This is a genomic window from Bradyrhizobium sediminis, from assembly GCF_018736085.1.
Taxonomy (GTDB): domain Bacteria; phylum Pseudomonadota; class Alphaproteobacteria; order Rhizobiales; family Xanthobacteraceae; genus Bradyrhizobium; species Bradyrhizobium sediminis.
Window position 1 is genome coordinate 1,450,867 of the sequence record NZ_CP076134.1, and the last position, 13,170, is coordinate 1,464,036.

Annotated in this window: 13 protein-coding genes and 1 riboswitch; of the genes, 6 read left to right on the forward strand and 7 right to left on the reverse strand. The window is 66.1% G+C overall.

Annotation, left to right across the window (positions count from 1 at the left end):
* Positions 1-12 precede the first annotated feature (12 nt).
* The 3 genes from thiS to KMZ29_RS06965 form a co-directional block, all read right to left on the reverse strand.
* A complete protein-coding gene (gene thiS / locus KMZ29_RS06955; RefSeq protein ID WP_215623026.1) occupies positions 13-210 on the reverse strand; it encodes a sulfur carrier protein ThiS in 198 nt (65 codons plus the stop codon).
* Positions 201-1,241, reverse strand: a complete 1,041-nt coding sequence (locus KMZ29_RS06960; RefSeq protein WP_215623027.1) for an FAD-dependent oxidoreductase — start codon at positions 1,239-1,241, stop codon at positions 201-203. Before KMZ29_RS06960 ends, thiS begins: the two co-directional genes overlap by 10 nt.
* Positions 1,229-1,362: riboswitch (TPP riboswitch) on the reverse strand. Its footprint overlaps the gene before it by 13 nt.
* A gap of 55 nt (positions 1,363-1,417) precedes the next feature.
* Positions 1,418-1,948: a lytic transglycosylase domain-containing protein gene (locus KMZ29_RS06965; protein ID WP_215623028.1), complete on the reverse strand. Its 531-nt coding sequence runs from the start codon at positions 1,946-1,948 to the stop codon at positions 1,418-1,420.
* Between the two features lie 189 nt (positions 1,949-2,137).
* Between KMZ29_RS06965 and KMZ29_RS06970 the strand changes: the two genes are divergently transcribed.
* From KMZ29_RS06970 to KMZ29_RS06990, 5 genes are all read left to right on the forward strand, one after another.
* On the forward strand, positions 2,138-3,628 hold the full coding sequence (locus KMZ29_RS06970; RefSeq protein WP_215623029.1) for a hypothetical protein: 1,491 nt from the start codon (positions 2,138-2,140) through the stop codon (positions 3,626-3,628).
* A gap of 172 nt (positions 3,629-3,800) precedes the next feature.
* Entirely contained in the window at positions 3,801-4,004 is a 204-nt protein-coding gene (locus KMZ29_RS06975) for a hypothetical protein (RefSeq protein WP_215623030.1), read from the forward strand.
* Positions 4,005-4,059: 55 nt separating this feature from the next.
* A complete protein-coding gene (locus KMZ29_RS06980; RefSeq protein WP_215623031.1) occupies positions 4,060-4,437 on the forward strand; it encodes a PRC-barrel domain-containing protein in 378 nt (125 codons plus the stop codon).
* Between the two features lie 184 nt (positions 4,438-4,621).
* On the forward strand, positions 4,622-5,143 hold the full coding sequence (locus tag KMZ29_RS06985; RefSeq protein ID WP_215623032.1) for a PRC-barrel domain-containing protein: 522 nt from the start codon (positions 4,622-4,624) through the stop codon (positions 5,141-5,143).
* A 219-nt stretch (positions 5,144-5,362) separates the two neighbouring features.
* Positions 5,363-5,578, forward strand: a complete 216-nt coding sequence (locus KMZ29_RS06990; protein WP_215623033.1) for a dodecin family protein — start codon at positions 5,363-5,365, stop codon at positions 5,576-5,578.
* 57 nt (positions 5,579-5,635) lie between these two features.
* On the opposite strand, the gene KMZ29_RS06995 is transcribed toward KMZ29_RS06990, so the two are convergent.
* The 4 genes from KMZ29_RS06995 to KMZ29_RS07010 form a co-directional block, all read right to left on the reverse strand.
* Positions 5,636-6,829, reverse strand: a complete 1,194-nt coding sequence (locus tag KMZ29_RS06995; protein WP_215623034.1) for an efflux RND transporter periplasmic adaptor subunit — start codon at positions 6,827-6,829, stop codon at positions 5,636-5,638.
* 2 nt (positions 6,830-6,831) lie between these two features.
* On the reverse strand, positions 6,832-9,195 hold the full coding sequence (locus KMZ29_RS07000; RefSeq protein WP_249779848.1) for an ABC transporter permease: 2,364 nt from the start codon (positions 9,193-9,195) through the stop codon (positions 6,832-6,834).
* The gene (locus KMZ29_RS07005; protein ID WP_215624175.1) at positions 9,192-9,851 is read right to left on the reverse strand and encodes an ABC transporter ATP-binding protein; all 660 of its coding nucleotides are present in this window, start codon (positions 9,849-9,851) and stop codon (positions 9,192-9,194) included. The genes KMZ29_RS07000 and KMZ29_RS07005 overlap by 4 nt, the downstream gene beginning before the upstream one ends.
* Positions 9,852-10,041: 190 nt before the next feature.
* Positions 10,042-11,610 (reverse strand): DUF4403 family protein, encoded by a 1,569-nt coding sequence (locus KMZ29_RS07010; protein WP_215623035.1) that lies wholly within the window; start codon positions 11,608-11,610, stop codon positions 10,042-10,044.
* 187 nt (positions 11,611-11,797) lie between these two features.
* Between KMZ29_RS07010 and KMZ29_RS07015 the strand changes: the two genes are divergently transcribed.
* The gene (locus tag KMZ29_RS07015; RefSeq protein ID WP_215620016.1) at positions 11,798-13,114 is read left to right on the forward strand and encodes an ISNCY family transposase; all 1,317 of its coding nucleotides are present in this window, start codon (positions 11,798-11,800) and stop codon (positions 13,112-13,114) included.
* Positions 13,115-13,170: the final 56 nt, after the last annotated feature.

The window sequence follows — 13,170 nt, forward strand, 5'->3', positions numbered from 1 at the left end:
CTCATCGCCATCTCACCCTCCCTGCCGTGGCGTGATGATTTCGATCTCGTCGCCGGCCCGAAGCGGCGTCTCTGCCCAGCGGCTCTTCGGCAGCACGTCGTAGTTCAGCGCGACCGCGAAATGGGTGCCCTCATATTCGAGCTCGGCGAGCAGCGCGTCGACGCTTGACGAGGAAATCTCCCGCGCCTCGCCGTTGACGATCACACGCATCGCATCACCTCGTTGTCGATCTGGCCGCGTTCGACGAAGTTGAGCGTCAGTTCCGCCAGCGCCGGCGCGATCAGGAAGCCGTGGCGATAGAGCCCGTTGACCGCGATGTGCTTTTTGTTGATCGCGATGCGCGGCAAATTGTCAGGAAATGCCGGGCGCAGGCCCGAGCCGAATTCGAGAATCCGCGCTTCGGCGAAGGCCGGGTGCACCGCATAGGCCGCGCCCAAGAGTTCCAGCGCGGAGCGGACGCTGACGCCGGTGTCCTCGGCCTCGATCGAGGTCGCCCCCAGCATGAACAGGTTGTCCTCGCGCGGGATCACGTAGAGCGGCCAGCGCGGATGGATCAGCCGCACCGGGCGCGCCAGTTGAACCTCGTTAGTTTCGATCAGGATCAGCTCGCCCTTGACGCCGCGCAGCTCGGCTTGCGTGTCGCGCGCGGAAAGCCCGCGGCAATCGATCACGATACCGTCGAGTTCGGCAGGCGCCGGCTCGCTGTTGAACTTGATGGTGCCGCCGGCGGCGATGATGCGCTCATGCAGTTTCGGCAGCACGCGGCGCGGCTCGACATGGCCCTCGTCGGCAAAGAACAATGCTTCGCGGAACCGGCCCTCGAGCGAGGGTTCGAGTTCGGCGAGGCCGCGCGCATCGAGCCGCTGGTGGCCGGAGGTGAGCTTCGCAAAGCGTTCGAAATCGTTGCGCTCGCGCGGCAGCGCCACCACCAGCGAGCCGTTGAACGGCGTATCCGGCAATTCGCGGCGCCACAGATCGAGCGATTTCAGGCCGAGCCGGCTGATGATGGGTTCGGCGACCTCGCTCTCGCAATAGGGCGCCAGCATGCCGCCGGCCCAGTGGCTGGTGGATAGCATCATCGCCTCGTCGCTGCGCTCGTGCAGCGTGACGTCGTGGCCGGCCTGCGCGAACAACAGCGCCTGCCAGGCGCCGGCAATGCCGGCGCCGATGATGGAAACCGGGGAGTCCCCCCGGGGCGCGACGGGCAATTGCCCGCGCTGTGCTTTCGAACTCTGGTACATCCCTGTCCCTTCGCCGGCATGACCCGGATCAGGTTCAAAGGGTCACCGCGGTCTCTGGCCTGAAAACAGGTTCGAGCTTGCAGTATCTCAGCTCCTCATCGGAGCTCCCCTCGGAACGGGGCTAATGTAGGCCGATGGCAGGGAGTGTCAACGCTGCGCCCCCGGTTTGCACCGGTCTAGCGCGCGGGAACCTGCTGTGCCTTGGCGTCGACGGAGTTCCTGGCCGCGTGTTTCCGCGGCGGACCGCCGGATATCTCGATCGGATTGCCGGAGGGCTCCCGCCCCTGAACCGCGACGCGCTCCAGCCGCTGGCGCTTGGCGACGTGGTAATAGCCGCTGGCGTAATAGGCCATGGCGCGGTTGTGGTCGCCGTTGGCGGCGCGCAAGGCGCCGGCGAGATACTTCACGCCATAGGTCAGATTGGTGGCGGGATCGCGCAGCCCTTCGGCGTCGCCGCTGTAGCCGAGGCCGCGCGCAGTCGCGAGCTTGATCTGCATCAGCCCGATGGTGCCGCCGCGCCCGACCAGCTGCGGCTGGTAGCGGCTCTCATGCTTGATCACGCGATGCACCAGCGCTTCCGGCACCGCATTGGCGCTGGCGTGGGTCGCGACCAGCGCATCGTATTCGGCGCGCTGCGCCAGCGCCGTTTCGGAAAATGGCAGCGTGGCGATGGCGGCGAAGCAAGCGAGCGACAGCAAACGTTTCATCGGGAAAAGGGCCTTGGTGCGATGATGGGGGGTCTGGGCATCTCCATTGCCGCAATCGCCGGGCAGGGATGTGGCCAAATCCCGGCTTTCTCGGGCGTTTTGCACATGCTTTGGCGGGCCGGGTTTACCAAGAATTATGCCCTGGCGTGCTTCGATTGGCCGGAATACCTCAAGAAAACCGGCCGCGCCATGACCATGTCCGTTGCCCACACCACGGAGGTCGCGCACCCCTTGCGCGGCTTGCTGCCGCTATGGGTCGGCGTCGCCATCTACGCGCTGTTTCTTTTGGCCGGAAACCGGCTGCTGATCGACCCCGACACGATGTGGCAGATCACCGTCGGGCAGTGGATCATCGACCACCGCGCGGTGCCGGAGACCGACGTCTATTCCTTCACCATGCGCGGCCAGCCCTGGATTTCGACGCAGTGGCTGGCGCAGGTGATGTACGCCAAGGTTTTCGCGATGTTCGGCTGGAGCGGGCCGGTGGTGCTGGCGGCATCAGCGATATCGGCGACCTTCGCGCTATCAACCAAATTCCTGAACCGGCATTTGAGCGAAAGCACCACGCTGGTGTTCATTGCCGCAGGCTTGGCGCTGGCGGTGCCGCATCTGTTGGCGCGGCCGCATGTGCTGGCGCTGCCGGTCATGGTGGCGTGGGTCGGCGGCATGATCGCGGCGGCGGAGCGCCGCGCGGCGCCGTCGTTGTGGCTGCTGCCGCTGATGGCGCTGTGGGCCAACCTGCATGGCGGCTTTGTGTTCGGCCTGGTCTTGATCGCGCCTGTTGCGCTCGACGCGGTGTGGAGCGCGGAGGCGCGCTTGCGCAAATCGCTGGTGCTGCGCTGGGCGGCGTTCGGCGTGGCGGCGCTGCTGACGAGTTTCGGCACGCCCTACGGCTGGAATGCGCTGCTGGCGTCGCAAAAGATCCTCGGCCTCGGCGCCGCACTGCCGCTGATCATGGAATGGAAGCCGGCGGATTTCGGCAGCCTCGGCGCGCTCGAGGCATGCCTGCTGCTCGGCACCGGGCTCGCGCTCTACCGCGGCATCAAGCTGCCGCCGGTGCGCATCGTGCTGCTCCTGGGACTGGTCCACATGGCGCTCGCCCAGGGCCGCGCCAGCGAAATCCTGGCGCTGCTGGCGCCGCTCGTTCTCGCCGCCCCGCTGGCGAAGCAGATCGGCGGCGCAGAGACGGCCCATTCAGCCGCCGCGCCGATGCGCGGGCTATTGTTCGCCGGGGTCGCGGCAGCGCTGCTGGCGGGAACGATCGCCTGGACGTCGGTGCATCGCTTCGAGCCGCATACCCGCGGCTCGCCGGTTGCCGCCGTGGCTGCGCTGAAGCAGCTGAATCTTTCGCGCGTGTTCAACGATTACGATTTCGGCGGCTACCTGATCGCCAACGGCGTCGCGCCCTTCATCGATGGCCGCACCGAACTCTATGGCGAGAAATTCTTTGTCGACCACAATGCGGCGTCTGGCCTGATGGAACCGGAAAACCTGTTCCGGCTGCTGGAAGCGTACAACATCGAGGCGACGCTGATGCGAACGCAAAGTGCGGCGACCAAATTGCTCGACCATGTCGACGGCTGGCAAAAGACCTACAGCGACGACATTGCCACGATTCATCTCCGTAAATCAGGTGCGGTGCACACCAGGGAGCCGGCGGTCGATCCGAAGGCGAAATGATATCATCTTGCTTACCCTCCCCCTCCGGGGGGTGAAGTTCATCGCCCCGTAATAGACGCAATGCGCGGCAAGAATTACAATCCGCTCGCGTCAATATCCGGCAGCAATTCTGCCCAATCTGCTTCCAGTACCACCACCCACTCAAAACCAAGAGACGACAAGGGAGACGCGCATGGCCCGAAAAGAGTTCGGCTATCTGCCTCGTGAGAATCCTTGTGCCCAATGCGGCGAGCCGATCGCCGCCCCGGACTGGATCGAAAACGGTCCGCGCCGCATTTCCTATCTGTGGTGCTGCAAGGCCTGCAATTACCGCTTCGAGGCGGTGGCGTTCTACGATGCGTCGCAGCCGGACCGGGAAACGCCGCTGGCGGCCTGACGGAACTCGTTGAAGGGCATAGCGTTAGTCTCCTTCATCAACCCAGGGAGGGATGATGATGATCGACGTCATGACCAAACAACATCAGTTGATTGCGAGCGACCGGGTCGAAGGCACCGCGGTGCGGCGGCCCAACGGCGACAAGATCGGCCACATCGAGCGGCTGATGATCGACAAGGTTTCCGGCAAGGTGGCCTATGCCATCCTCAGTTTCGGCGGGTTCCTCGGCATGGGAACCAACCTCTTGCCGCTGCCGTGGGAGCGCCTCACTTACAATACGACGTTCGAGGCCTACCAGCTCGATATCGACGACGAGGAGCTCAAGCGCGCGCCGTCGTTCCGCGCCGACAAGGATTTCGACTGGGGCGACCGCTCGCAGGAAGCCGAGCTGCATCGTTATTATCGCACACCGCCGTACTGGGGCGGGTTCTGATCGAGTTCCCAGACCAGACCTGAAAGCCGCGCAACGCAGCAGCGCGAGCTGTCCGCGCATACGGCGACGTGTTCCGCGGAACCGATCGCCATCCATCGCACATGTTGAAAATGCGTCCGCCCCTGGAACGGCCGGGGACGTAGCGGGTTTTCTCTCCATCGATTTCATATCAGGGAGACCCCAGATGTTGGCAAAATTCATGACGGCGGGTCTGGTCGGATCCGCATTGCTTGCGACGGTTGCGTTCGCGCAGACCCCGACCGCCACCACTGACAGCGCCAAGTCATCGCCGTCGGTGGTGTCGGACACTTCGATGCAGGGCAACTGGCGTGCCTCGAAGCTCGTCGGGCTCAGGGTCTACAACGACGCCAATGAAAGCCTCGGCTCGATCAACGATCTCTTGACCGACAAGAGCGGGAACATCAAGGCGGTGGTGCTCGGCGTCGGCGGCTTCCTCGGCGTCGGCGAGCATCTGGTCGCCGTTCCCTTCGACAAGATCAGGTTCGTCAATGAGCCGATCGCCTACACCGGCGCCGCGAACGCGCCGGGCAGCCGCCCGTCGTCGACCACGACCACGGGCGCTGCCACCGGCACCGCGCCGGCGGCGACGGCCTCGAAGCCCAATCCGTGGTATCCGGACCACGCCGTGTTCAGCGCCACCAGAGATGCGCTGAAGGCAATGCCCGAGTTCAAATATTCGATCTGAGCGGGCAAGGCCCACGCTTTAACGCCTTGAGCCGATGATCCGAAACGGCCGGACGGCAGCGCTGCCGCCGCCCGGCCATTTTCTGCAGCGGTCCGATGCGCCGGCTGCGGCGCACGGAAGCATGCTGCGCCGCATCCTTTCGGCGCCGGTATCCCGATGTTAGGCTTCCCGCGCGGCAGGAGCACCCTGTGTCCTGCCTGACATCAACGGGAGGACGACATGGCTGAGAGCGTCTACAAGGTCATCGAGCTGATCGGCACCAGCAAGGAATCCTGGGAGAAGGCCGCCACCGCAGCCGTCAACCGGGCCGGCAAATCCCTGCGCGATCTCCGTGTTGCCGAAATCGTTCAGCTCGATCTGCAACTGGACGCCAAGGGCAAGGTCGAAGCCTACCGCGCCAAGCTGAAAGTCTCGTTCAAGTTCGAGGGCTCATGAAGCGTCAAGCTGCGAGCCCGCTTGCCTAACCTCGTCCCGTAAGCGGGGCGAGGTTTCTCATTTCAAACTGACCCGGACACCGGGGCTGACCTGATCGCTGGGGTAGACGATCACGCGCTCGCCCTGGGCGAGCCCCTTCCTGACCGCGGCAAAACCGCGGGAGCGGCGTATGAGCTCGATGGTTCGCGGTTGCGCGCGTCCATTGTCGGCGACGTAGACGCTCCAGCTGTCGCCGCGGCGGAACAGGGCGCCGGCCGGGATGATCTCGATGTCGTCCTGCGTGAACACGGTGATCCGCGTGTCCACCTGAAAACCGTCGCCGAGGCCGGCCCATTGCTGCGGCGGCGCCAACACGTCGATCAGCACATTGACCCGCTGCTCTTCGACGCCGAGCGTCGACACCTTGGTGAACGCCGCGGGCTCGACCCGGCGCACCCGTCCCGAAAGCGCGCCGGGCCCGCCCCAATGCTCGATCGTAACGTCAGCGCCGGGACGGATTTCGACCGCATCGGTGCTGAGAACGTCAGTCACGATTTCGAGGTCGCGCGGATCGCCGATTTCCATCAGCGGCATTCCCGACTGCACCACCGTCTCGCTCTCCTGCAGGACCTTCAGCACCACGCCCGATACCGGCGCCGTGACGTTCCAGGGTTCGGTCGGTGCGTCCACGCCATCGCTGTAACGGCCGAGCAGCGCCTTGGCCTGAGCGACTTCATGGCCCGCCGCATGATCCTGGAATTCCGCAGCCCGCAGGTCGCGATCGGCGATCCGCTGCGCGAGTTCGGCGCGTTCCAGCGCCTGCACCGTCGAGGCCCCGCTCGAGGCCAGCGTGCGGGTGCGATCGAGATCGGTCCTGGCCTGGTCGGCCTGGGCCTGCGCGCGCTCGACGGTAGCCTTGCTGCGCTCCAGCGCGGCCTCGGCGGTGCCCAGCCGTTCCTCGGCCTCGCGGCGGCTGCGAGGGTCGAGCAGCGGCGCCGGCGGCGGCAGGATCGCGGCCACGACCTCGTCGGCGGCAACCGGGTCGCCTGCTTTCAATCGGACGCGCGTCAGGCGCCCGGCGATCGGGGCTGCCACCACATAACGCTGGCGGATGCGGGTCTTGCCGTCGTCATCGACACTGGCGACAAAGCGCCCCTTGCTGACGGCCGCCGTCTCGACCGGGATCGCCTGCGGCATCACAAACCAGGCGATGCCCGCGGCCGCAGCCAGTGCGCCCAGCGCCAACCCCACACGACCGGCCGTCATCTGCATCGTCAATCCCTCGTCTTCAGTACCGCAACCAGATCGAGACGATCGACCCGGCGGCGTACGATGTACGCGCTGGCCGCGGCGGTGGCCACGACGATGGCGACCGCCACCACATAGGTTCGCGCGCTCACCACGCCCGGAATCTGGAAGCTCTCGTTGGAATGAAACCGCGCGATCAGCGTGACGATGCTCTGGGAGAGCACCAGCCCGATCGGAATCGCCAGCGCGATTTCGGCGGCGAATTGACTGAACAGGATCTGCGCCACCTCGGCGCGGGTGAAGCCGAGCACGCGCAGGCTGGCGAGCTCCCAGGCGCGCTCCTGCAAGGCGATGCGGGCGCTGTTGTAGACCACGCCCACCGCGACGATCACCGCAAAGGCGGTGAGAATGCCGGCGCTGACGAGAACGATGCCCGCGATCTTGTCCAGGAACGAGCTCAGCGTGTAGGTCTTCACCGCCACCGACTCGATGACGGGCAGTTCCTTGAATCGCCGCGACAGGGCCGGAAGCGCCGACGGCTCCACGAACAGGGACGCTGCCGACACCACCGCGCCTTCACCGGTCAAGCGGTTGAGCGTGTCGATCTCCATGTAGGACGACATCCCGATCGTCTCGTCGACGATGGCGCTGACCGGCAGGTCGATCTTGCGGCGCTGGCCCTCCATGACCTCGATCGTCACGATCTCGCCGGGGCGGACCTCGATCCGTTCGGCCAGCCGGCGGGTGAGGGTGATGCCATCGGGCGGCACGTCGATCGGACGCAATGCCGCATCGTGCGGGCGCCGCAGGCCGGCGTTGAACGGCAGGCCGATCACCGACGTCAGGTAGCTGCGATGTCCCGCGCGCAGGCGGACCGGGACAAATCGCAGACCTTCGGCGACGAGCACGCCGGGCTCGCGCGCGAGGTCGCCGATCACGGTGCGGTTGAGCGGATGGGGGAACGTGACCACGGCGTTGCCGCGTTCGACCAGGTTGAACTGGACTTCAATCATCTGGTCGATCGCGTCGCGCCAGAACAGGCCGAGCACGACCATCGGCACCGCGAGCGCGATGCCGACGATCGTGAATGTGCTGCGCAGCGGACGGCCGGCAAAATTGCGGATCGCCAGCACCCGCCGCGGCGTCAGCGCCTTCGCCGACAGCAATGCCTCGATCCACGAACGGCGAAAACGCCGCGGCGCAGCCGGCCGCATCGCCACCGCCGGCGCCAGCGCGACGACGTTTTGCAGCGCCGTCACCACGCCGAGCGTGGCCGCCGCGAGGCTGATCAGGAAGCCGGCGAGCGCGGACCAGGGCGTCAGTTCGAACACCAGCGCCGGCAGGCGAAAGAAGCCGTGATAGCTTGCCACCATCGCCTCGCCGAACATGTAGCCGCCGGCGAGACCGAGCGCCGATCCGAACAGAACCACGACCGCGACCAGCTTGAGATAGTGCAACACCAGCGGCGTCGTCGGAAAGCCGAGCGCTTTCAATGCGGCGATCTGCTCGCGCTGCGCGGTCACCAGCCTTCCGAGCACCACGTTGAGCAGGAACGCGGCGACGCCGAAGAAGATGAAGGGAATGGTGATCGACATCACCTTCTGCTGGTTGAGCTCGTCGTCCAGGAAACGATTGGACGGCTGATCCCGCCTGGCGATGGCGCCGACCGAACCGTAGGGCTCGAGCAGGCGGTCGAGCTGGTCGATCACCTGCTTCGGGTCGGTGCCCGGGGTGAGCGACACGATGGCGTCGTTGAACGCGCCTTTCATATCGAAGGCGGCCTCCGCTGCGCTGCGGTCGACCCAGAGCACGGCGTAGAAGCGGTCGTCGGGGATCGGCACCCCCGGTTTCACCGCATAGACATATTCGGGCGACAGCGCCACGCCGGCGACGCGAAAATTCTGGATACGCCCGTTCAGCACGACCGGCACGTCGGTGCCGAGCTTGACCGAATTCGCCTCGGCAAAGGCCTCGTTGATGGCGACGGTTCTGGTGTCGCCCGGCTCCGGCGGGGTGCCTCGGCGCACATGCAACCGCGCCAGCGGCTCGTCGCCGGCATGCGTCAGCGAAACCATCCGCGCCGAAACCGGCAGGATGGCGGAGGGCCAGTCCAGAATGACGTCGCGCACGATCCGCGGTTCGATCGCGGCCACGCCCGGAATTTCCCTGAGCTGCGCCACCACCGAGAGCGGCGCCCGCTTGAGGGTTACGAAAACCTGCGGAAACCGCGTGGCGGCGTAGAAGCGGTCGCGCCCGGCGCGCAGCGAATCGTAGGTCGAGATCGAGGCGATGAAGACGGCCATGCCGGCGGCGACCACCAGCGCAATGGTCGTCACCTGCCCGCGCATGGCCAGGATATCCCGCAGCAATTTGCGATCGAGCAGGGTCACCAGCGCACCTCGTCCGGCGAAAGCCGGCGCGCATTGCGCTCTTCGCCGACGATGCGTCCGCCGCCGAGACGGAGAACGCGATCCGCCATGCCGGCGATCGCCGCGTTGTGGGTGATGATGATGGTGGTGGTGCCGAGTTGCTCGTTGACCCGCGCGATGGCGGCCAGCACCACCTTTCCGGTCTCGTAATCGAGCGCGCCGGTCGGCTCGTCGCACAACAGCACATCGGGCGACTTGACGATGGCGCGGGCGACCGCGACGCGCTGCTGCTCGCCGCCGGAAAGCTGCGAGGGAAAATGATCGAGCCTTTGGTCGAGGCCGACCAGCGCCAGCGCTTCCCGGGGATCGAGCGGCTTGTCGGCGATCTCGTTCACAAGCGCCACGTTCTCCAGCACGGTCAGGCTCGGAATCAGATTGTAGAACTGAAACACGAAGCCGACATGCTCGCGCCGGTAGCGGGTCAGTTCGGCGTCATCGGCGCCGACCAGGTCATGGTCGCGCCAGCGCGCCTGACCGCCGGTCGGGGCGTCGAGCCCGCCGAGGATGTTGAGCAAGGTCGACTTGCCCGAACCGGACGGCCCGAGCAGCACGACGAATTCGCCTTCATAGATGTCGAGATTGACGTCCCTGAGGGCGTGGACCTCGACTTCGCCCATAACATAGGTCTTGGACAGATCGCGGGCCTGAAAGACCAAGCGACGGGGTTCGCCTTGCTGCCGGGGTTGGTTCAGCGCCACGATGTCCTGCTACTGCCAATGCGCGCTTCAACGAGCGGCCGATGATAGGTAGCGCCTTGCGTCGTACCCTGTTTGAGACAGGTCAATCTGGCGCCCGGCGCTAGCCCCGTCACAGTCCCGGCAGCGCCGTGAGATAGACATTCATCATGCCCTCGGCCTCCGCGGTCACGCGTAGCGTCCTGGAATCGAAGGCGATGCCGGCGAGCCGCAGGCTCGAGATCTCGGCCGCCACCCGCACGCCGTCCTCGTTCTTCTGGAAGTCCGCGATCACGGCGGCGATCTTTTTCTGCGCATTGCTGGCGAACGGCTTGAGGTCGATCGTCGCCTTGTCGGCCAGCGACTTCTGCAGATGCGGCATGGCCGCGCGCGCCGCGGCGCCGAGCAGGCCGAACGCGGCTTCGGATTCGACCGCGAGTTCGATGTCGGTCAGCCGCAGCGTCTGCTTGGCCTGATCGAGCACGGGCTTGCCCCAGATATGCACGTTGGCTTCGCCGCCGAAGCCGAAGAAGCTCCTCTTCTCCTTGGCGTTGACCAGGAGCGAGATCAAGAGCCGGTCGCCCGAGGCGGCGACGCTGGCGCGCTTGACGGTGACGTCGACCGCGCCCGAGCCGTCCTCGGGAAAGGTCTTGCCGGCGAACTGCGCCTCCACGATCTTGTTGATGTCGGTGAACGGCATGTCGATCGGCACGCCGATGCTGACCCCGCCGGGCGTCGCCGGGATGATGGCGATGGTCGCCGGGAACGGACAATTGGGCTTGGTCTGCACCGGGGTGATGCGGGTTTCCGCCTCGATGCCGAGCGTCAGCGTGACCGCGGAGGCATCGACGCGCGGCTGCGCGGCGATCGCCCGGGTCGGCCGCAATTCCAGCCACAGCGCCGGCAGCGACGAGGTGGCGCCGGTGCCTTGCAGCGGGATCGAGCGGCAGGCCTTGGCCCATTGCGCCCGCGCGTTCTGCTCCAGCGCCGGATCGTTGCGAATCCGCGCCTGGGTCGCGGCGATCTGGTCGGATACCGTCTTGTCGATCAGCGGCTTGACCTGTGCCGGAACGTTGACGCGCGCGCCCGCCACCACGAGGCTGCTGTCGCCGAGATTGACCTGCGCGGCCAGGTTCGGCTCGATCCGCCAGGCGGCGGCGAGCTTCGGCCGCGCGGTGATGGCGACGTTGCCCTTGATCTCGGCGCTGGCGTTGAGGTTCTTGATGCTCACGCTGCCGATCTGTTTGGCGACATTGCCGCCGAGCAGGCCGCCGAGCGCGTCGCCGACCGCGCCGGTTGCTTTCGCCGACAGCGAGCCCGTCACATTCAGCGTCCCCGTCAGGGGGGTGGCCAGCGACAGCACGTCCTGGGCGCCGGTCGCCGTGATTGGCCCGCGCGAGGCGGTCCAGCCGATGTCGGCGTTCTGCAGGATCTGCGACACCGGATTATCGGCCTTGCCGGCGAAGGTGCGCGGCGCGGCGCGATCGGCAGCGTCGCGAATCGCGGACAGCGCGATCGCTACCGGTGCGATGATGCGGGAAGAGCGCGGGGCCGGCGGCAGCGGCGGCAATTCGACCAGCACCGGCGGGCGGAACGTGCCGCGCGGGGCCACCCAGTCCATGATCTTCAGGCTGACGAAAAACGAGACCGCGACCACCGCGACCCCGAGCAGGATCGTCCTCAGATTTATCGGCAGCCGCATCGTCCCCCCGGACCAAATCAGCGCGCGAGTCTACAGGGCGGGCGGGGGCGGCGCCAGAGCGGGGGGAGAGGTGTCAGTAGCTCGTGATCTGTCGCCTGTTTGTAGCTCGTGAAGTGTCGTGTTTTTGGTGCCCCGGAACAAAGGGGGCACGATGGGCACGGCATCCATTCACGAGGGTGTACGACGGATGCGGTTTTCGAGTTTGCTGGATCGGACTGAGGCGAAGGAGCTGACGCAGGAGGCGGCGTCTGAGCTTCTGGGGATCAACGTGCGGACGTTCCAACGTTGGGCGGAACGCTTTGAGGCGGAGGGCGATGACGGGCTGGTCGACCGGCGCATGGGCCGGCGATCACCGAGGCGTGCGCCGGAGGAAGAGCTGGAGCGGATGCTGGGGCTGTTCCGGGACAAGTACGCCGATTTCACGGTGAAGCACTTCCACGAGCAGCTGCAAAAGCGACATGGCTATGTGCTGGGCTACACGGTGACGAAGCTGGCCTTGCATGCTGCGGGCTTGGTGCAGAAGGCGCCGAAGCGTTCGGCGCACCGCAAGAAGCGTCCGCGCCGGCCGCTTCGGGGCATGCTGCTTCACCAGGACGGGTCGCGCCACGTCTGGATCGAAGGTCTGCCGGCGATGGACCTGATCGTCACGATGGACGATGCGACGAGCGAGATCTACTCGATGCTGCTGGTCGAGGAAGAAGGGACGGCGTCGACGTTCCGGGCCTTGGGCGAGGTGATTGGCGAGCGTGGTCTGTTCTGCGCGCTCTACACCGATCGCGGCAGCCATTACTTCTACACCCCGAAGGCCGGCGCGAAGGTCTCGAAGACGCAACAAACCCAGGTGGGACGGGCTTTATCGCATCTTGGGATCGAGCATATCGCGGCCTATTCGCCGCAGGCGCGCGGGCGTTCAGAGCGGGTGTTCGGCACGCTGCAGGGCCGGCTGCCGAAGGATCTGCGGCTCGCCGGGATCAGGACGGTCGAGGCCGCCAATGCGTGGTTGAAGGCGCATTACATCGCCGAGCATAATGCGGCGTTTGCGATCGTGGCCGAACAGCAAGGCACGGCGTTCGTAGCCGACCGGCACGAGGCCTGGCGCGAAGCGCTGTGCGTGATCGAAGAGCGAACCGTCGCCAACGACAACACGATCGCATGGAGCGGCCGGCGGCTGCAGTTGCCGGAGAGCCGGCTCAGGCCCCACTTCGTCAAGGCCGTGGTGCGGGTTCACGGGTATCCCGATGGCACCGTGGGCGTGTTCCTTGGCCCGCACCGATTGGCGAGGTTTGCCGCCGATGGACAGCAGATCAGCCCCGACGCGCCTCAGCCTGGCAGCGTGCTCGGAGCCGTCAAGGACAAGCCCTTACGGGCGCGCAAGTGCGCGTCCTTGACCGCTCCTGCGCGCGCCGCCGTCGAGATAGCGCGGGTCGGGGCGGAGAAACGGGCTTCAAGTCAAACAAAGAAACCAACCCGAGGGGCTAACCTGCCACCAATATCCATGGCATGACCAAACCGGCGGAACCGTCCACGCCTTCCGGCTCCTCCGAAACTCAATAACGAAGG

What these genes read in the sequence shown, in the direction of transcription:
- KMZ29_RS07010 (WP_215623035.1), bottom strand. Translation starts at nt 11,610, where the DNA reads ATGCGGCTGCCGATAAATCTGAGGACGATCCTGCTCGGGGTCGCGGTG.
- KMZ29_RS07005 (WP_215624175.1), bottom strand. Translation starts at nt 9,851, where the DNA reads ATGGGCGAAGTCGAGGTCCACGCCCTCAGGGACGTCAATCTCGACATC.
- KMZ29_RS06980 (WP_215623031.1), top strand. Translation starts at nt 4,060, where the DNA reads ATGATGATCGACGTCATGACCAAACAACATCAGTTGATTGCGAGCGAC.
- KMZ29_RS06965 (WP_215623028.1), bottom strand. Translation starts at nt 1,948, where the DNA reads ATGAAACGTTTGCTGTCGCTCGCTTGCTTCGCCGCCATCGCCACGCTG.
- KMZ29_RS06990 (WP_215623033.1), top strand. Translation starts at nt 5,363, where the DNA reads ATGGCTGAGAGCGTCTACAAGGTCATCGAGCTGATCGGCACCAGCAAG.
- KMZ29_RS06970 (WP_215623029.1), top strand. Translation starts at nt 2,138, where the DNA reads ATGACCATGTCCGTTGCCCACACCACGGAGGTCGCGCACCCCTTGCGC.
- KMZ29_RS06975 (WP_215623030.1), top strand. Translation starts at nt 3,801, where the DNA reads ATGGCCCGAAAAGAGTTCGGCTATCTGCCTCGTGAGAATCCTTGTGCC.
- KMZ29_RS06985 (WP_215623032.1), top strand. Translation starts at nt 4,622, where the DNA reads ATGTTGGCAAAATTCATGACGGCGGGTCTGGTCGGATCCGCATTGCTT.
- KMZ29_RS06960 (WP_215623027.1), bottom strand. Translation starts at nt 1,241, where the DNA reads ATGTACCAGAGTTCGAAAGCACAGCGCGGGCAATTGCCCGTCGCGCCC.
- KMZ29_RS06995 (WP_215623034.1), bottom strand. Translation starts at nt 6,829, where the DNA reads ATGCAGATGACGGCCGGTCGTGTGGGGTTGGCGCTGGGCGCACTGGCT.
- thiS (WP_215623026.1), bottom strand. Translation starts at nt 210, where the DNA reads ATGCGTGTGATCGTCAACGGCGAGGCGCGGGAGATTTCCTCGTCAAGC.
- KMZ29_RS07015 (WP_215620016.1), top strand. Translation starts at nt 11,798, where the DNA reads ATGCGGTTTTCGAGTTTGCTGGATCGGACTGAGGCGAAGGAGCTGACG.